The sequence below is a fragment of the Pedobacter polysacchareus genome (assembly GCF_019802255.1).
GTDB classification, from domain to species: domain Bacteria; phylum Bacteroidota; class Bacteroidia; order Sphingobacteriales; family Sphingobacteriaceae; genus Pedobacter; species Pedobacter polysacchareus.
Genome location: NZ_JAHYSS010000004.1, coordinates 759839 through 780915, shown reverse-complemented (window position 1 = coordinate 780915; position 21077 = coordinate 759839). Strand labels below are relative to the sequence as shown.

Below are 21077 nucleotides of genomic sequence, written 5' to 3'. Positions count from 1 at the left end.
AAAATGTTCTACCTTTTAATAAATAACCAACCTTTGAACGGTGTTGTTGTACCCGATTTCTCTCTTCTCAAAATCAGGTAATAGTAAGTACCCTCATTCAACTGACTACCATCCCAATCGTTATTATAGTTGTCGGAGCGGTACACCTCATTTCCCCATCTGTTAAAGATAGTGACCTGAGTTCCCGGATAATTCTCCAGTCCTTTGATTTTGAACGTATCATTGCTGCCATCACCATTTGGCGTAATGATATTCGGAATAATGAAATCGGCATTGTCTACAGTTGTTGACACGGTGTTACTACTTACTTCCGGAGTTCCTGAAGTAGACAGTACCCTTGCCGTATTCTCCAGTTGTCCCGTAAATGATTTCGATACCGTACCTGTAATTGTCAGCACAATTTTATTGGCTGTTCCTGCCGGAAGGTCTGCATTCAGCGTTACATTACTACCAGTACCTGTACCACCAGAAAGAATCTTCCCAGTACCAACTGCTTCCGATGTCCATTTTACATTTTGAATAGCTGAAGGTATTAAATCCGTAATCGTTAAATTATCCGCATTACTTAGGGAAGGATTTACTACTGTGACCACATAAGTAATGGTTTCACCAGATTTCAGTTGTGCCGGACCGGTTTTACTTATACTCAGCATTGGCGTTTTAGTTACTATAGTTTCTGCTGGTGGCGTTACTACTGGCGGAATGCCCGGTTCTATTGGTTTTGCAGTTGCGATATTACTCAGTGTTCCTGCGAAACCTGCATTCACCGTACCAGTTATGGTAATGGTTATTTTATTATTGGTACCTGTTGCAATATCTCCTGTTACTACCACCGTATTCCCTGTTCCGGTTGCACCGGCGGTTACTGCGGCCGCTCCAGCAGTAGTTGCTGTCCATTTCACATTGGTAATATCTGAGGATACCTTATCAGTGATCAACGTTCCTTTTGCATTACTCAATCCTGTATTTCCAACTTCAATCACATAGGTAATATTTGCACCTGCCGTGATCGCAGCCGGACCGGTTTTCTTAATGGTCACCGATGGTTGTGCAACGGTCGCCGTGGTTACCGGCGGCGTTACTACTGGCGGATTGCCCGGTTCTGTTGGCGTTACTGTAGCTGTATTGCTCAATGTACCCAGATAAGCGGCATCTACTTTTCCGCTCAGGTTGATCACTACACCATCGCTGGCACCTGCAGGAATTGTTGCTGTTACACTTAACGCATTTCCTGTTCCTGTTAGCCCTTTGCTGATGGTTGCTGCTCCATTAGCCACAGCCGTCCAGGTTACCCCGGTTAATTGTGCAGGCACTATATCGCTGATCACTGCATTTTGTGCAGTACCCGGACCGTTGTTGACTACCGTAATCTGGTAATTCATCAGGCCACCTGCAGTTACTGCTGCCGCTCCTGTTTTAGTAATTCTCAAGGCAGAAAGGCTCGTTATTGTTGTACTCACCTGCGCATTGATTACTGGTTTAGCAGGATCTGCAGGTGTTAATATTGCTTTATTGATCAATGTTCCTGCATAAGTAGGATTTACTTTACCGTTGATATTGACCAGGATACTGCTATTTGCAGGGACGTTAGCTGTGAGTGCCACTGCATTCACATTGCCATTGGCTCCTGAGCTGATGGTTGATCCATTGACCAGACTGGTAGTCCAGGTCACATTTGTTACTGCAGGATCTACCAGATCCGACACTTTCACACCTATTGCATCAGAAGGGCCATCGTTTTTAATGGTCAACGTATAGCTGATCGCTTCACCTGAGTTTAAGGTACCAGGACCGCTTTTCGCCATACTTAAACTTGCATTATTGACAATACCTGTCGTCACCGTATTAGAAGGAACTATAGGATTACCTGGTTCTGAAGGCTTAATTGTGGCCGTATTACTGATGTTTCCTACTAGAGTACCTCCAGGAACCAATCCGCTGATATTTACGGTTATGGTTCCATTTCCAGCTGGAATATCTGCTGTTACTAATACATTATTGCCTTGTCCTGCTGCACCTGAATTGATGACCGCAGCACCGGAAACAGTTGTTGTCCAGCTTACATTGGTCAATTGAGCAGGGACCACATCGGCAATCTCCGCATTTAGGGCATTACCCGGACCAGCGTTATTGATGGTCAGTGTATAATTCACCGTTTTACCAGCTTCAATGCTATTCGGTCCTGTTTTCACGATTTTCAGTGCCGATTTATTCAGCACATTCGTGTTTACCGGAGGGGAAGTCACTGGAGGATTACCAGGTTCGGAAGGCGTTACAGTAGCTGTGTTGAGGATTGGCCCGCTGAAACTCGCATCGATCGTACCATTAATGGTGATCGTGACCTCTGCATTGACACCTGCAGGAACATCTGCATTTACGGCGACTGAATTTCCTGTTCCGCTGGCTCCGGAGTTGATTACTGCATTACCTGTTGCCACAGCAGTCCAGCTGACCCCTTTAATACCTGCCGGCACCACATCCATGATCTGTGCCTGACTTGCATTACTCAATCCATTGTTGCGTACTTTGATTGTATAAGTAATCGCAGAACCGGAAATTCCATCCTGAGGACCAGCTTTGCTGATCGTTAATCCAGAAACAGAACTGATTGCTGTTTTCACTTCACTGGTATTGTTGGCCAAGTTAAAATCGACCATATTTACAGGTAAAGTTACCGCAGCGATGTTGCTCATATTTCCAGAAGGCACATTGGCGTTCACCGTACCATTCACTGTTATCAACACATAATTGGCTGCACCAACCGGCACATCCGCATTTACTGATACTGCATTCGTGGTACCTGTTGTTGGTCCATTCAGGCTGGCATTACCCACTGCCTGTGCGGTCCAGCTGAGCTGTCCAATTTGCAATGGAACATTATCTTTAATACTCAATCCAGCTACATCTCTTGGTCCCTGGTTCGTTACTTTAATGGTATAAGTAATGGCAGATCCAGAGATGACTGCTTGTGGACCAGATTTCTCAATCTTAATATCTGTTGACTGATTTACGGCGGTTACCACAGAACTTGTACGTTCTCCGTTGGCGGTTACTGTTACCGTATTTGTAAACACCGCATTGGCGGTAGTTTTCACTGTTCCGGTTACGGTGATCAGCACCGTAGTATTCGGATTGCCATCGGCAGGAATATTTGCGGAAGTCACAATCGAATTGGTGGCACCTGAGCTCGCTCCAATCAGAGTTGCTCCACCTGTAACCGCAGCATTCCAGCTCGTTACTGCTACATCAGCAGGTACCGGATCGGAAATCATTGCATTCACAATATCTCCTGCACCACCATTTCGAACCACAATCGTATATTGAATCGGATCGCCAATATTTACTGTTGCCGGACCGCTTTTCGATACTTTAAGCACTGGATCGTTATTGATGATCGTAGGTACCGTACTCGTATTCGAACTCAGATCCGGATCAATGATCATGCTGCCCGGAGGGAAATTAGCGGTAGCCGTATTCGTAAACACTGTTTTATCTAAATTATTTGCTTTTACTTTTCCAAGGATACTGATTTCAATTAGCCCTGTTCCAGACGGGATGTTTCCTATGAGGCTAAGGTCTCCTGTTCCTGAAACCTGACTTAAAGTTGCTCCACCTTGAAGTGTACTTGTCCAGGTTGCCCCAGCTTCCAGATTTGGCGGAATCACATCCTTGATCAGCACACCAATCGCATCACTTGGACCATCATTTACGATGCGCAACCTGTAAGTCATCATTTCTCCAACTCCAATATCCGCAGGACCTGATTTACTGATTCTCACATTTGCTATTTTACTGATGGAAGTCGTTACTGTACTGCTTGCTGGTGTTGGGTCTGTCACCCCTGCTTCCGGCGTTGCTGTTGCAGTATTGATCAGACTGGTACCTGCGAAGTTTGCATTCACTTTTCCAGTCACCACAATCTGTACATTTGCCGTTCCTGCAGGGATTGCTGCGGTTACACTCACATTGCCGGTTCCGTTGGCTGGACCACTGATGACCGCGCCATTCTGGCCGGTTGCAGTCCAGTTCAGCATGGTAAAACCAGCCGGCAGGTTGTCGGTAATCGTTGCAGCAGTCACATGACTTGGACCTGCATTTTTCACGTTAATCGTGTAGCTGATGTCTGAACCAGCCACTACAGCGGCAGGTCCTGTTTTCGTGATTTGCAAGTCTGCAGTTTTAACCACACTTGTCGTTACTTCTTCAGAAGGTACCGGTGGATTTCCTGGTTCTGCAGGGGTAGCGGTAAAGCTATTTTTCAATGCTGTACCGTTATAACCTGGGTCTACCAATCCAGTAATCAACACTGTTATTGAATTACCGGCACCTGCTGGGATGTTTACACTTGGGTTCACCGTATTTCCATTTCCTGTACCATTTGCAGCGACGCTCGCGGTACCGGTGGCAACAGTTGTCCAGCTTACACTGGTAATTCCGGCAGGAACCACATCATTGATGGCCAGATTAAGGGCATCACCTGGGCCATCATTATACACCTGTAGGGTATAGTTGATGTTTTCACCGGCAGCGACCGAAGCTACTGCAGATTTCACCACTCTGATATTGACCTTATGATCTACTGTTGTGGTAATCGTATTTGACGTTACCGGAGGATTACCTGGTTCCGATGGTGTAGCGATGGCCACGTTTGTGAGCGAACCCGCAGCAGCCGAAGCTGGTACTTTTCCGGTAATGGTCACTAAAATCTGGTTGGCAGCACCGGCAGGAATATCAGCTGTTAGCTGTACATTATTACCTGTACCATTTGCGCCTGTTAATACTGCAGCTGTTCCTTTCGTGGCCACCGACCAGGTTACCCCGGTTAAGCCTGCTGGCACTGCATCAGTAATGTTCAGGTTACGTGCATCCGAAGGGCCGTTATTTCCTGCCAGCAAGCTATAAGTAACTGTCTGACCTGCTGAAATCTGTGATGGACCTGTTTTAATCAGACTCACCGATGACGTAGATTTTAGCGTAGTCGTAACTGTTGAGCTTACAGGAAGAGTTCCACTTTCTGAAGGTGTAATCGTTGCTTTATTGACCAAATCTACTGTTGCAGAAGGGCTAACGGTTCCTTTAATGGTCACCAATATGGTATTGGCTGCACCTGCAGGAACATGCACATTCATAGATAAGTTATTCGTATTTCCCGCTGCACCGCTTACAATACTTGCCGCTCCTTGCGCCGTAGCTGTCCAGCTAACCCCTGTAATATTTGCAGGGATGGCATCTGTAATCGTCGCATTGTCTGCATTGGCTTTTCCAGTATTGCTGATGCTGAGCGTATAAATGATTTCCTGACCTGCAGCAATCGTATTCGGTCCGTTTTTCGCAATGGCCAATACTGGCGTTTTACTGATAATGGCCGTTGATGAGGCATTTACCGGCACCGTATTTGGCTCAGAAGGCGTAGCTACTGCGGTATTGGTTAGGTTACCGTTATACGAAGGATCTACTGTTCCTTTTACGGTAATCGTGATCAGGTTACTCGCACCTGCAGGAATATCGCCATTTAAACTCAATACGTTTCCTGTTCCACTCACACCAGTATTGATCACTGCAGTTCCGGAAGCCGCACTTGTCCAGCTTACATTGCTCAACAATGCAGGCACTGCATCTGTAATGGTCAGTCCGGATGCATTACTCAATCCGGTATTTCCTGCAACAATCGTATAAGTGATTTCTGATCCGGAGCTGACCGCAGCAGGGCCGGTTTTAACCAGGGTAATTCCTGGTTTGGCATCTACTGCAGTTTCTACTGGCGGTGTAATTACATTAGGGAAATTAATTAATGGTACTGCAATAGTAGCCACATTTTCCAGCTTTCCAGAGAAAGCAGGGTTCACCGTTCCTTTTAAGGTAATTGTGATTTTATTGCTGACATTACCTGCCGGAATATTGGCGGTTAATGCCAGGAAGTTACCTGTTCCTGTACCACCGCTAAGAATCGATGCTGTTCCTCCTGAAACTGAGGTCCAGCTTACATTCTGCAATGCAGCAGGCACATCATCCACAATGGTTACTCCTGAAGCATTACTCAATCCGTTGTTTACCGCAGTAATGATATAAGTTACCTCTCCCCCTGCCGTAGCTGTAGGCTGTCCGGTTTTAGTGATCACTACAATTGGTTTCTGATCGATATTGGTTTCTACAGGGTTGCTATTTACCGGAACAATTCCTGGTTCTGCAGGCGTTGCAACAGCCATATTGACCAATTTACCTTGCGCTGCCGGATTGATCGTTCCAGTAATACTGATGCTGATCTTATTCGCTGCACCAGTAGGGATATTTGCATTTACCGATACATTTCCAGTACCAGAACTTGCGCCATTGATGGTACTCGTTCCTGATGTACTAGCCGTCCAGCTGAGCCCGGTAATTGCCGGATCAATCTGATCGGTTATGTTTAGGTTTTTCGCATTACTCAAACCAGTATTACTTACTTCTACTACATAATTGATGGTACCACCGGCAGTGGCCGATGCAGGGCCTGTTTTATTGACTACAATTACTGGCACCTGGTTCACTACCGTTTCCACTGGCGGCGTTACCACTGGTGGAACTCCTGGTTCTTCAGGTGTAGCAGTTGCCGAATTGCTCAATGTTCCTGCAAATGCCGGGTCCACTGTACCTGTGATGGTAATCGTAATTTTATTAGCCGCACCAGCTGGGATATTTCCTTTAATCAGCACTGCATTTCCAGTTCCTTGATTACCGCTGATGATGCTACTGCCACCAACAATACTGCTGGTCCAGCTTACATTTTTAATGTTTGAATTTACGGCATCCGAGATGACCAGATTACTGGCATCACTTAGTCCAGTATTATTCGCTTCAATGGTATAACTGATTTGTCCGCCAGCTGTAACTGTTGCCGAACCTGTTTTACTGATATTGATTTCAGGCTGCTTAGTCACCACCGTTACTACCGGCGGCGTCACTAATGGTGGATTACCAGGATCTGCCGGAGTTATTGTTGCAGTGTTACTTAAGGTACCTGCATAAGAAGCCAGAATTGTTCCAGTTACTTCAATGACGATTTCATTTTGTTGACCTGCAGGGATATTTGCTTTCACACGTAAGGTGTTACCAGTACCCTGAGCACCTTCAGTAATTACTGAAGCGCCTAATCCAGTTGCTGTCCAGCTTACATTTTGCAGCTGTACTGGAATCGCATCGGTAATCAAGGCATTTTGTGCAGCACTTGGCCCGTTATTGATCACCTTAATCTGGTAAGTCATCACCTGCCCCGCAACTGCAGTATTGACTGCACTTTTACCGATCTGTAAATTAGTTAGTTTACTAACTTCTGTTATAGCCACTGCATTTACCGGCTGTTCGCCTGGTTCCTGCGGACTCAGTAATGCGGTATTCGTAAGTGTTCCTGCGAATAAAGGATCTACTGTACCTTTCACATTCACCAGGATCGTTCCATTCAATGGAACATCAGCGGTTAGATCTATATTATTTCCAGTTCCTGTACCGCCATTGGTAATTAGGGTACCACCAGCAACGGTACTTGTCCAGCTCACATTTTTTATGTCTGCCGGAACTGCATCCGTTAATCTGGTTGCGGTAGAATTTGAAGGACCTGTATTTTTAATGGCTAGTGTATAAGTGATGTTCTCTCCTGCATTTAAGGTTGGAGGACCTGATTTTGTTAAGCTCAGGGTCACATCTTTTACAATTCCGGTAGTCACTTCATTAGAAGTAACCGGTGGGTTATTTATATCAGGAATTGCGGGCGTCGCTGAGGCCGTATTGCTTACCGTAGACAACTGGCTGTTTGCCGGAACATCCGCCAGGATGGTAACTACCAGATTTCCTGAGCCTGCTAAGAAATTAGCAGTCAAAGTAACCGGATTTACATTTCCTGTTGCACCTGCGGTCACTACCGCACCGGTAGTGGTGGCTGTAGTCCAGCGTACATTGGTCAGACCTGCAGGAATCTGATCACTAACGATCACACCTACTGCATTACTTGGCCCGGCATTGCTTACTAATAATTGGTATTGAATTGTTGTTCCTGCAGCCACACTTGATGGTCCGGTTTTGACGATGCTCAACGCTGATTTATTCGTGACGTTAGTCGTTACATTTTGAGAGGTTACCGGAGGATTACCAGCCTCTGCAGGTGTTGCTACTGCATTGTTTAACAGCGTGCCTTTAAAGCTAGGGTCGATTGTTCCTTTGACCACAATGGCCACTTCATTTCCTGCCCCTGCCGGAATATTCGCAGTTAGCGTAACCAGGTTATTTGCTCCTGCAGTTCCTGTCGCTCCTGCAGTAATATTGGCTGCGCCAATCTGACTAGAAGTCCAGGTTACATTTTTAACATTTGCAGGAACAGCATCAGTAATTACTGTACCCACCGCATTACTTGGACCGGCATTCGCTACGATAATCGTGTAGCTGATTTCGGATCCGGCAACTGCATCTGCAGGTCCCATTTTACGAACGGATAAACCAGATTTTGAAGCCACCGTAGTGGAGGCAGTGCTGGTATTATTGGTCAGGTTAAAATCAGACAGTCCTGCTGGAAGCGTCAAGGTTGCTATATTATTAATGGTGGTCAGATTTGTAGCTGGATCAACTGTACCCCGAACATTAATTAAAATGTAATTGGCAGGATCTGCATCAATTGAGGCAGCAGTTTGGATGCCATTAGTCGTTCCAGTGGTTGCTCCAGTTATTGCTGCCGTTCCGAAAGCAGTAGCGGTCCAGCTTACATTTTGAATGACTGCTGGGATCACATCTGAAATACCAAGCCCTGCTACATTAATAGGCCCATCATTACCCACTTTGATCTGGTAATTAATTGGAGCACCCGCAAGAATACTTTGCGGTCCATTTTTCTCGATGTAAACATCAGTAGAGGCGTTTAAGGCAGTCACCACCGCACTTTCTTTGATACCATTTGCTTCTACAGTTACCGTATTGGTAAAGGTCGCTTCGGCAGTAGTTTTCACAATGCCCTGAATGGTCAATAGGATAAGAGAAGGATTGCCACCAACCGTAGCTGGGATATCACCATAAGTGATGACGGCATTACCCGTACCAGAAGCCGTTCCGTTCTGTACCCCTTCTAAAGACGCCCCATTTGATGCTACTGCAGTCCAGCTACTCACTGCTACTGAATTAGGCACCACATCGGTAATAGCCGCATCAGTGATATCGCTCAATCCGTTATTTTTAATTTCTATGGTATAAGTAATCGGGTCGCCAATATTGATCTTGCTTGGTCCGCTTTTCGATACGGCTAAATTTGTTTCCACGGTTACAGCGGTAGTCACAGCGCTCGTATTAGAACCCGGATCAGGATCTGTAACCGGACTTCCCACAGGGAATAGCGCAGTGGCTGTGTTTATAAAGGCTCCCGTAGCAGCCGGACTCACTGTTCCCTTAATGGTCACTTCTACTACCCCTGTTTTGGAAGGTATATTTGCGGCAAAAGCTACATCCCCGGTTCCGGTCACTGTATTGTTTACTGCTCCCCCGTTTAATGCTGCTCCTGTTGTGGCTATAGCCGTCCAGGTTACATTGGTTACCGGAGTATTTTGAATGGAAGAAAGCAGATCTCTGATCATTACACCTGGAGCCAAGCTAGGTCCATCATTCACAATTCTTAACGTGTAAGTAATTGGCTGACCGGCAGTAATATTTGCCGGGCCAGACTTAGTAATTCTCACATTGGCAGAGCGGGTAATTGCGGTTACCACTGTACTTGTTGCCGGCGTTGGATCTGTTACACCTGCTTCCGGAGTGGCTGTGGCGGTATTTGTCAACAGCGCTCCTGTAAAACCAGGATCAATTGTTCCGCTTACATTGATCGTTACTGTTCCGGAATTCGCAGGAATAGCGGCTAGCACGTTGATGTTATTTGTATTCCCAGAGGCTGGGTTAGAATTGATCACTGCACCATTTTGAGCAATGGCGGTCCAGGTTACCCCTGTAATTCCCGCAGGGACCTGATCCACAATATTCGCATTCGCGGAATTAGATGGCCCTGCATTGTTCACTGTAATTGTATAATTGATCGTTCTACCTGCAATCGCTGCTGCGGGACCTGTTTTTGAAATCTGCAGGTCTGCGGTTTTATTGATGAGGGTAGTGGTGGTATTTGAAGTTACGGTAGGATTTCCCGGTTCTAAAGGAGCAACGGTGAAGGTATTGACTAATTGTGTTCCTGTAAAATTAGGATCTACTTTACCGGTTACCGTTACCAGAATCACATTGGCATTCCCTGCTGGGATATTAGCACGTAGACTCAGGGAACTACCTGAGCCTGTTCCGCCAGAAATTACTGATGCAGTTCCTACGGCAGTAGTCGTCCAGTTGACATTCGTGATGCCGGCAGGCAGCTGATCTGCGATCAATAAATTCTGCGCATCACTAGGACCGGTATTTTTTACTTCTAAAGTATAACTGATGTTCTCCCCTGCCGAAAGCACTGCTGTTGCAGATTTTACGGCGGCGATGGTCACTTTTTTATTAATAATAGTGGTAATCGTATTTGAATTTACCGGAGGCACACCTGGTTCCGACGGACTAGCTTTAGCCACATTGCTGAAAGTAGTGGCTGTGGTATTTGATGGCACCAGACCAGTGATCGTCACCAGAATTCTATTCCCTGCACCCGCAGCGATGTTTCCAATAACGGTTACACTGCTGCCTGTACCAGTTGCGCCTGTAGTAATTGCTGCGCTACCTTCTGATACTGCGCTCCAGGATACGTTGGTTAATGGAACTGGAACGACATCGTTAATGTTCAGATTAGTCGCATTCGAAGGGCCGCTATTACCAGCAATCAGGGTATAAGTAACTGTTTGCCCGGCGGCGATCTGAGAAGGACCAGATTTAGAAATGGTAATTCCCGGAACCGATTGTAAAGTAGTGGTCACCGTAGAACTTGATGGATTAGCACCTGCTTCTGATGGGGTTACGGTAGCTGTATTGACTAAATTTCCTGTTGCGGCCGAGTTTACATTCCCCTGCACATTTACCCTGATCACATTCGCCGCTCCTGCCGGGATATTGGCATTAAACGTCAAGGCGTTTGTATTTCCAGAAGCCGTTCCTATAATTGCAGCTGTACCTCCTGCATCTGCTGCTGCCGTCCAGCTGACATTCTTAATTCCTGCTGGAATCGCATCTGCAATTGTGGCATTTAAAGCATCTGCGGTTCCAGTATTGCTAATTGTTAAAGTATAATTGATTTGCTGGCCTGCAGAGATCGTTGCAGGGCCTGTTTTTTGGATGGCCAATACGGGCACCCTACTGATCGTTGCAGTACTGGTTGCCGATTTGGCTATCGTTCCAGGTTCGGCTGGGGTAGCGGTTGCAGTATTGCTCAATGTTCCGTTGAATGAAGCGGCTACAGTACCTTTCACCGTTAAGGTAATGGTATTATTGGCTCCTGCCGGAAGATCTGCATTCAGGCTGATCACGTTTCCGCTTCCAGCAGCAGTACCATTGATTACGGCAGCACCTCCAGCTATTGCCGACCAGGTTACTCCTCCAAGAGTTGCGGGTACCTGATCTGTAATTACCAATGCTTTCGCATCCGAAGCACTAAAATTATTTACGGCAATGGTATATGTCATGGTTTGTCCGGCTACCAAAGCTGCGGGACCGGTTTTGGTAATGCTCAATTCCGGTGTACGCGTTGCGGCAGTGGTTACTGAAGAGCTGACTGCCGTTGCAGCACTTTCTGTAGGCGTAGCGGTTGCGGTATTTAAAATACTGCCGCTAAAGGATGGGTCAACGGTTCCTCTAACAGTCAGGGTAATTTTATTGGCTGCACCAGCCGGAATATCTCCGGTTAGGGAAAGGTTGTTTCCAGTTCCGGTTGCCCCATTATTGATCACTGCTGTTCCATTAATAGTGGAAGTCCAGGTTACATTTTTAATGCTGGCTGGCACCACATCTGTCAGGACTAAATCTACCGCATCCGAAACTCCAGTATTGCCCACAGTTATCGTATAGGTAATCTGGTTACCGGCAGTAATTGTAGCCGGGCCCGTTTTCAGGATACTTAAGGCAGGCTGTCTAGTCGCAATACCTGTATTAGTGGCTGATTTTACTAGCGTTCCCGGTTCTGCGGGTGTGGCTGTTGCAGTATTTGCCAAGGTACCTGAAAAAGCAGCACTCAAGGTTCCACTGATATTGATCACAATTTTATTGGCCGCTCCTGCAGGAAGGTTTCCGGTTACGCTAATTGCATTAGCTGTTCCGTTTCCTGTCCCGATTACTGAGGCTGTTCCTTGTGTACTGGTGCTCCAGGTTACATTGCTTAGTTCGGCAGGCACTGCGTCTGCGATTACCAAAGCTTTCGCATCCGCAGTGCTGGTATTTGTTACGGTAACCACATAGCTGACCTGCTGCCCGGCAACTAAAGTGGCTGCCCCGGTTTTGGTAATCGTTAATACCGGTGTACGACTCACCTGAGTAAGCACTGTAGAACTTGATGGGGTACCTCCGACTTCCGAAGGAGTAGCGACCGCCGTATTGCTGATACTACCGCTAAAAGATGGATCAACAATACCTTTGATCGTTACCAAAATTGCATTGGCCGCTCCAGTTGGTATATTTCCATTCAGGCTGATGGTGTTATTTCCACCACCATCATTTGGACCAATAATGGTCGCCGTACCCTGAACTGTTGCGTTCCAGGTGATGTTTTTTATACTGGCAGGTATCGCATCGGTGATATTTGCATTTAAGGCATCACTCAATCCGTTATTTGTAACTTTCAAGGTATAAGTAATTGCACTTCCTGCTTGTGCATTGGATGGTCCGTTTTTCAGCATCACCAATCCAGATTTGCTGGAAACTGTAGTGATTACCGTATTGGAATTTACTGGCGGCACATTTTCTACAGGTGTTGCAGTGGCGGTATTACTGAAGCTTCCTGTTGCAGAAGGCAACACGGTTCCGGTCACATCAATGACCACCGTATTGGCTGTACCTGCAGGAATCGTTGCCGTAAAGCTGATGTTACTTCCGGTATTACTGGCATTTCCGGTAAAGGTTGCCGCACCGGTTTTACTCACTGTCCAGTTTACATTATTAATCTGCGCAGGAATCAGGTCTTTAATGGCGGTACCAATTGCATCGCTGGTACTTGTATTTTTGATAATGATTTTATAGGCAATGGCAGCTCCTGCGATCACATTGGCTGGGCCGTCTTTCTCGACCACCAGTACTGGTTTTCTATCCACCGGACTGGTTACAGTAGAAGTTGCTCCATTTGGATCTGGAATAATTGGAGAAGTCACCGTAGCCGTATTTACCAGGTTACCGGAGTAATTTGCAGCAACGGTACCGTTCACATCAATAGTGATGCTATTACCAGCACCGAAAGCAATGTCGCCCGTTACATTCAGGGCATTACCTGCTGAGGTATTCTGGGTAACTGCGGCAGTTCCCATTGCACTGGCACTGATGGCCAGTACAGAAATGTCAGCCGGAACATTGTCTAACAGCTTTAATCCGGTAGCATCACTTGGGCCATTATTAGTAGCTACAATGCGATAAACGATCGGTTGTCCGGCAACAAATGGTCCTGGAGTCACTACCGATTTCGTTACTTTAATATCTGCGCTTCTGGTATAGGTGATCACGACTTCATCAGAAGAAGCGGTACAAGTGCCATTAGAAACCGTCCAAATTAAGGTTGCGGTGGTTCCTGGCGCAATAGTGACCAATGTATTTGCTGCTGCTGGTGTGGCAATTGTTGCAGTGCTTCCTGCTTTAACAGTCCACACACCGGTTCCTGACGTTGGCACATTAGCATTCATTGTGAATACGCCACTATTATATTGAGTGATATCCGGACCTGCGTTGGCAGTGGTTGGATTGTTGAAATTTGTCAGGGTTACGTTACTTACTGAGGACGGGCAAGCGCCGGCACTGATGGTCCAGGCTAGTGTAGCTGTATTTCCTTTTGCAACAGTTGCCGTTGTATTTGCCTGATTGACATTCGCAATCACGGCTTGTCCAGACACTACTGACCATACGCCTGTACCTAAAACCGGCACGTTTCCGTTTAGCTGGAATAGGTCTGTCGCACATTGTTGTTGGTTAACACCTGCATTTGAAGGTGTAGGAGCAAGATCAATATAGATAATTACCGGAACACTGATAGAGGTACATGAACCAGAGGTCACCGTCCTACGGAATAGCGTCATTTGAGACACAAGACCAGGAGTTAAATTAATGGTATTGCCGCCTATGACAGTGAAAGTATTACCACCATCAATACTTCTCTCCCATTTGTAAATATAAGTCCCATTGCCACCAGAAGGTGTTGAACCCGTAATGACACCTGGATCAGATGGCCCGCAATAAGCGGTTACAACAGGTGTAGTCAATGTATTTCCAGAAATCGCTGGAGTTACTGTAACGGCAACCGCCGGACTGCTCACCGGACCACAGCCTGAAGCGGCTGAAATCACCGTTCTTCGGTAATAAGTAGTTTGTGTAATTGGGCTGCTTGCCGTATAACTGATTTGTGTAGCACCTGCAATGTCAGCAAAACCAGTAGTAGCACTAATAGTACTGCTTTGCCATTGATAGGCATATATCTGATCTCCGCCGGTAGCAGGTGTTAATTCGTTGAACGTAGCCGGTGTACCACTCTGGCAGAATGCCTGTGCTGCACCGATTGTACCTGCAGTCAATACCGGATTTACAGTAAACTTAATGACGTTACTGATATTTGCTATTGTACAAGCTCCTGATGTAGCCAGGCGGCGATACCAGGTGGAAACGGTAATTGGTCCGGGATCGTAATTCACTGCGGTTGCTGAAGCAATATTAACATAAGTCCCATTGTCCGTACTGGATTGCCATTGATAAGCTGGGGTTCCAGTACCTCCAAGTGCTGCTGAACCAGTGATCAATCCAGGATCACCTGTGCCACAAAGAGACAAACTCGCTGGAGGAACAATCGTATTTGAACTAATGGCCGGCTGAACTGTCACAGTAACCTCGTTGCTGGTATTTAAGCAAGCGCCGCCAGTCACATTTCTGCGGTAAGCGGTAGTTGCGGTTAATGCTGCAGGGGTATAATTTGCCTGGTTATTTGTACCAGCTGCTGCGGTCCATGCGCCGCCATTTATACTTTGCTCCCAGCCATATGTGTAGGTTCCTGATCCACCTGTTGGTAATCCTCCCTGCAACGCGGCAGGAACTATACCAGAACAAATGGTCTGATTGGCAGTAATGGTATTTCCAGCTATTACAGGCTGTACTACCACATTGATAGTGGTCATTGGGCCTTCACAAGTACCATTGCTGGAGGTCACATAATAACTTGTGGTTCCTGCAGTAGTAGTTGATGGTGTAGGTGCAGTAGTACTTCCTGTTCCTCCAACAGGAACGGTATACCATTTTAAATTTGTTCCGGTTGCGATTAATGGGCTTGCGGTGGCTCCTACACAATAGTTCACCGAAGCAGCAGCAGCAGTTGGTGCGGCTGGAATGGCATAAGTAAGCACATTTGCTGTATTGTTCGCAAGGTCTGAATCCAGTGCATAAATTACGTTTGCCGTATTTGTCCATGGTCCTCCGGTTGTGGGGCCAACAGCTTTTATGGTAATCGGAGGATAAGCAAAGCCTGAAGCCAATGGATCAGCCAGTGTTCTGGTGAAATTATAAACTCCAGCAGATAAGCTAACCGTCCATCCTGTACCTGAAGGAGTACCTACCACAGTGAATCCAGCAGGGGCAGTATAACGTACAGTAACCAGACCAACTGTGGGAGTTGAGCCCTGATTTGTGACCGTATAATTAAAGGTATTCCCTCCGGGAACATAACAGCTATTGTCTACCACACCTGAAATGGCAACATCCGCATTTTGTTTCAATACATTTGTTGAAACTGTATAATAGTTATTTGTTAAATCGGTGTCTGTAATCCCCGTCTGCGAAGGATCCAGCCCAACAGAATTTTTTAGGATGCTATTGTTATACTGGGGACTGATCGTTCCCTTTATAGTAAAACTACTGGTGGTATTAGCCGCCAAATTCAAAGTAGCATTGAATGGATTGGTTCCACCGGCAACTACTGTCCCATTGGTATAACCCGGGGAGGTATTTCCTGCATTTCCGTTATTACTAAATGTGATGCTGTTAATGGTAAAATCCGCTGCGGTTAGAATGGCATTGTTGGAATTTCTGATGGTATCTGCCAGTTTCAAATTAGCAATTGCTACTGGAGTAGAGTTGGTTACGTTCACAGTATAGGTTACATCCTGACCTGAAATTGCGCTTGCCTTATCTACTGCTTTATCCACCCTAACCCCACCAGGAGTAGTAATAATTACATTTCTTACCTCATGATTATTCACAGAGCCACCTGTTGAACCAGCAAAACCTAATTTCAGATTTGCCGGGGGTAAGGTTGCTAAGGTATAGGGTCCAAGAACTGTTGCAAAGTTACCAGTTAAACTGGTTTTCAATTTCACTGTAATTTGGTATTTACCATTATTTGCGCCCCCTACAATAGGTAGAATTTCGATTTGTACTCTTCTATAAAAGAGTGTAGGATCTGGCCTTGCAGTTACTGCGGTAGGATAGTCTACCCCACCTGTCACTACTGCACTCGTCAGGTATTTATAATTTTCTGCCTCAGCGCCTCTCATAGAAATCCTATCCGGCCATAAGGTACCCGTATTGGTAGTCACCCCCCCCGTCCTTCCCTCGCCTGGATTGGAAAAGTTCCCAAATTCATCTAAACCGATCCCAACATATCCTCCAACTACACCAACATGGTCATTAGCACCACCGGTTGCTATAGGCGCATACCCAAGGGAACCTCCTCTTCCACCAATAGAATTGGCTTTCGTAGCATCATAAAGAAATACAGAAAAACCATCTGCGGCGCCGAGATTAACCACTGTTCTTCGCCAGTCGGTATATTCAAAATCGACCAAAACACCTAATGTGGAAGGGAAGGATTGATTTACATAACCATATCCAATCTTATTTGTGGAATCGGGTGTGAGTCGCAGCCAACCACTACCTACCGGATCTTCCTTTCCGGAAGTCAATTTAGCATTACCACCGATGGTGATATTACCAGTAGAATTGCCTTTAAAGTTTTCGGTAATCGTAAACTGAGCGTTTGCTTGCTGACCAAAAACAACCAGACATAGCAAACAGCACAAGAATTTCATTTGATCGGCTAAAGCTAACGCAAATAAAGAAAATATTCTTTCTGGAAATTTGGATAAGGGAGATCCTTTGGCAGGCGCCTGAGGGAGAGGTAAATTTGTAATCATACGGGTGGATATAATAAATAAAGGTATTCTTCGTTGTCGACAATATTCATTGAAGCCCTTACAATCCACGTTCCACCCTAGGCAATTATACCTACTTCTTTCAAGGCGTTAATATCCTAATTGTCAGTCCCAATATACAATAATTTGTCATTTTTCTCAATTTTAAATAAGTCTATGATTATATTTTAAACATAAATCATCTAAAATACACATTAAACAATTGTATACAAAAGTTTACAAATTATTATAAAAACCCACAATTAACCGTTTTAACCGAATTTTTTGCATAAAAAAGCCGCGTAGAAAATGGTAATTTTCCACACGGCTAAATAAAAAAAAATTAATTTTTAGTTTGCTGGTTTTTCAGTCGGTTCAGTTACTCTTGGACCTCTTTTATAAATCACCAGACCATTTAAAAAGTTCCTCAGAATCTGGTCGCCGCATGGCTTAAAATTCGGATGATCATCGCTCCTAAAAAAGGAACCAAGCTCACTTTTTGTGATTTTGAAGTTCACTAATTCCATTATTTTGATGATATCATCATTTGTTAGCTCTAGTGCTACGCGTAATTTCTTAAAAATATCGTTATTGCTCATTATATTGAACTTTATGTATTAAATTCAGATCAGTAATTAAATATTACGATTTACATCGCAACTTCAATTTTCACTTTTTTATTTTTAATTTTTTCGTTAGTTAAAGCGGCAAGTACTCTGCCCACCATGTTTCTTTTAACAGCCACATAAGAAGCGGTATCCTTCACTTCGATCAGGCCAACATCGTCCTTTTCCAGACCACCTTTTTTCAATAATAAACCAACGATATCAATTTTATTGACCTTGTCTTTTTTACCTGCAGCGATGTATAATGTTTGCCACTGACTGTCTTTAGGTAGCGCAAAGTTACCTTTTAGGTTTTCAGTCTCTATATCTGCTTTCAGGAATGGGTATTTTTCATCATCAGCGATTACCAGGTAAGCGGTCCCTTTTGCATTCATACGGGCAGTACGTCCGTTACGGTGTAAAAACGCATCTTCTGTATAAGGCAACTGGTAATGAATGATGTATTCTACCTCAGGAATATCCAGTCCACGTGAAGCCAGATCTGTTGTGATTAGAATTTTGATACTTCCATTTCTGAATTTCAGCAGGGCGCGCTCACGCTCATCCTGCTCCATGCCACCATGAAAAATATCGTGTGCCAAATCTTTATCGATCAGCAAATCACTGATTCTATCTACTGTTTCTCTGTGGTTACAGAAAATCAAGGTGGTTTTATTTCCGATCTTACAGATCAATTGAAATAAAGTATCCAGTTTATCCGCAGCAGTAGTTAGCACTTTTTTCAGCTTCAAATCAGGTGCTACCTTTACATCTTTCAGGAAATCTATTTCCACCGGTTTTTTTACCCCTGTAAATTCAGGAATCTGATCCATTGCCGTAGCTGAGGTCAGGATTCTTTGTTTTAAAGAAAGTAATTTCTCGATGATATAGGCCATATCCTGTTGGAAACCAAATTCCAGCGCCTTATCGAACTCGTCCAACACAAGGGTATGGATCGGAGATTCATCGAAATTTTCATGACGCAAATGATATGCTATTCTTCCCGGTGTACCAATCAGTACTGCCGGTGGTTGTTCTAAATTATTTCGTTCTGTTTTAACAGGGTGCCCCCCGTAACAGCAGTTCACTTTAAACCCAGTTCCCATCTGCTTGAATACTTGCTCAATCTGTAAAGCAAGTTCACGAGAAGGTACCAGTACTAAAGCCTGCACTCCTTTTACATCTGCATTGAGGTTGTTCAATAGAGGAAACAAAAAGCCTAATGTTTTACCAGAACCTGTTGGTGCCAATAAAACCACGTCACTTCCTTTTCCGGTCGCCGCAAGTGATGCCTGCTGCATCTCGTTCAAAGAAGTAATTTTTAATTTCTCCAGTATCTTTTCTACCATAATGGTACAAAGATAAGGGAATTAAGCCTTAACCACCGCTGTTAATGCTGGGAAATATAAAATTCAGATTAAAACTTCAGGTATTTTCTTCTGATGTGCTTCATGGAACTGTTCATTTTACGATCCAGTATCATGAGCATTTTCCCTCGCCTGTAGATCCAGGAGGTCATTTTATGATTTGCTTTTTTTAAAGGTTCATAAACCTGCTCCTCAATTTTCTCACGATAATCAAAAGGAGCCATGCTTTGCTGTAGTAAATAAAACTCATTAATCAATTCTGCTTTCATAATGCTTATATTTAGATTAATAACCTGTTCTTCTATAAGAAACGATCCTTAGGTAGGATATATTATAACAAAAATGAAAAGAAAGGGTTTTCATTTTTTGTTTTGGAGCAGCTGATTTTAAGTATTCTGAATTCTCTTGTAAAGCGCCCGCAGCGAGCTGTAAGACATCTTTCCAGCCTTATTTACGCACACAAAACCACTCAACCTGTTGAAAACTAAGTGTTTGTTGACAATTAAACCACATAGAATTAATGGTTATTTAATTTAATCCACTTATTTTTAAGAAACCTGAATACGGGTTGTTTATTTAACACCAATAACGTATGACCTGGAAGAAATTTAGCGGCGAAGTGATTCACACGTCGATTTTAGAAGAAGTAGAACAAGCCATCATCAGGGAGACCGAAAAAGGGTTCCACCTAAAGGTCTGTATCGGTACAGACTCACAGGTAAAAGGGCCACTCACTGATTTTGCGACTGTCATTGTCCTGTTGAGGGAAAACCATGGCGGTTTCATGTACATCCATCAGGAAAAAACGCCACAGAAGATGAGCATCAAAGAAAGGATGCTGGTAGAGGTACAGAAATCCATTGAAACGGCCTATTCCGTTTGTGATTTACTGGACTTGTACGACGTGGATCTGGAGGTCCATGCCGACATTAACACCAACCCCATGTTTAAGTCTAACAAAGCTTTGAATGAGGCAATGGGTTACATTCTCAGTATGGGCTTTATTTTCAAGGCTAAGCCTGAAGCTTTCGCCAGTTCTACCTGTGCAGATAAAATGGTACACTAATTACCATTTTTGATTTTTTGTACTTTGTACCGGAATCTCTTTTGCGGCAGGTTGAATTATTGCTGTATCCGCCAGCATACCCTGCTTCAACTGAGCAGCGAACTCCTGTGCTTCTTTTGTCGTTGCCCTAAGGTACGCAGTCCATTCTGATGCATTTAATTTTCCCGGTTTTCGTTCTAATGGCAACCCTATCGAAGTTGCAGGAACAAAATTGCCATAACGATCCCGTTGATAAGGAATAAAGTTGAAATCAGTTAGCCAAAAACGATATTTACCTTCTTTAAAATCCAAGTATAGCTGATAGCGAACTTCTCCGGAAGGGCGAGTCAATACAAAAGCTGTTTTATTGATGATTAATTTTCCTTTGCCGGTATAAAGGGAGTCTTTTTCCAGAAGATTGACTTTAGGACCTGAATCACTTTTAAAATATGCTTTCGCTAATTGAATGAGCTCTTCTTTTGTTTTCCCTTTTCGGATCACCACTTCATAATAGATGTATTTTCCCCTGTCATCTAATGGCAGTTCCTCTTCGGTTTTTGCCGGAGCTGCCAATTGCTCTTTTTTTGTATTCTTTGGGGTGTAGATCTCCTTTTGATCCGATTTTTGTTTCTCTTTGAGTTCCTGCGCAAAAACTCCGGTCATTCCAACAAAAGACAACACTCCTATTACAGCTAATTTCATAATCACATTTTTAAAGAAGGTAATTTAGTTAAAAAGGGAGAAGGCTGTTTAAAACAGCGCGTAAAATCTGATTTAA

6 protein-coding genes are annotated in these 21077 nt (G+C 44.6%); 1 reads left to right on the top strand and 5 read right to left on the bottom strand.

Translation table 11 applies throughout. From position 1 onward, the window contains the following. Positions 1 to 8 precede the first annotated feature (8 nt). From K7X70_RS14565 to K7X70_RS14550, 4 genes are all read right to left on the bottom strand, one after another. On the bottom strand, positions 9 to 17285 hold the full coding sequence (locus tag K7X70_RS14565; RefSeq protein ID WP_222537711.1) for a DUF8696 domain-containing protein: 17277 nt from the start codon (positions 17283 to 17285) through the stop codon (positions 9 to 11). Positions 17286 to 17632: 347 nt separating this feature from the next. Next, positions 17633 to 17881: a DUF1456 family protein gene (locus K7X70_RS14560; RefSeq protein ID WP_062550193.1), complete on the bottom strand. Its 249-nt coding sequence runs from the start codon at positions 17879 to 17881 to the stop codon at positions 17633 to 17635. Between the two features lie 50 nt (positions 17882 to 17931). Beyond that, positions 17932 to 19239, bottom strand: coding sequence for a DEAD/DEAH box helicase (locus tag K7X70_RS14555; protein ID WP_432443889.1), 1308 nt, complete (start codon positions 19237 to 19239; stop codon positions 17932 to 17934). Positions 19240 to 19304: 65 nt separating this feature from the next. Then, complete coding sequence (locus tag K7X70_RS14550) at positions 19305 to 19523, bottom strand: hypothetical protein (RefSeq protein WP_222537709.1); 219 nt, start codon at positions 19521 to 19523, stop codon at positions 19305 to 19307. Between the two features lie 323 nt (positions 19524 to 19846). On the opposite strand from K7X70_RS14550, the gene K7X70_RS14545 reads away from it, so the two are divergent. Continuing rightward, entirely contained in the window at positions 19847 to 20320 is a 474-nt protein-coding gene (locus K7X70_RS14545) for a ribonuclease H-like YkuK family protein (protein ID WP_062550196.1), read from the top strand. On the opposite strand, the gene K7X70_RS14540 is transcribed toward K7X70_RS14545, so the two are convergent. Beyond that, positions 20321 to 21001, bottom strand: a complete 681-nt coding sequence (locus tag K7X70_RS14540) for a DUF4468 domain-containing protein (RefSeq protein WP_255607258.1) — start codon at positions 20999 to 21001, stop codon at positions 20321 to 20323. Between the last annotated feature and the right edge of the window lie 76 nt (positions 21002 to 21077).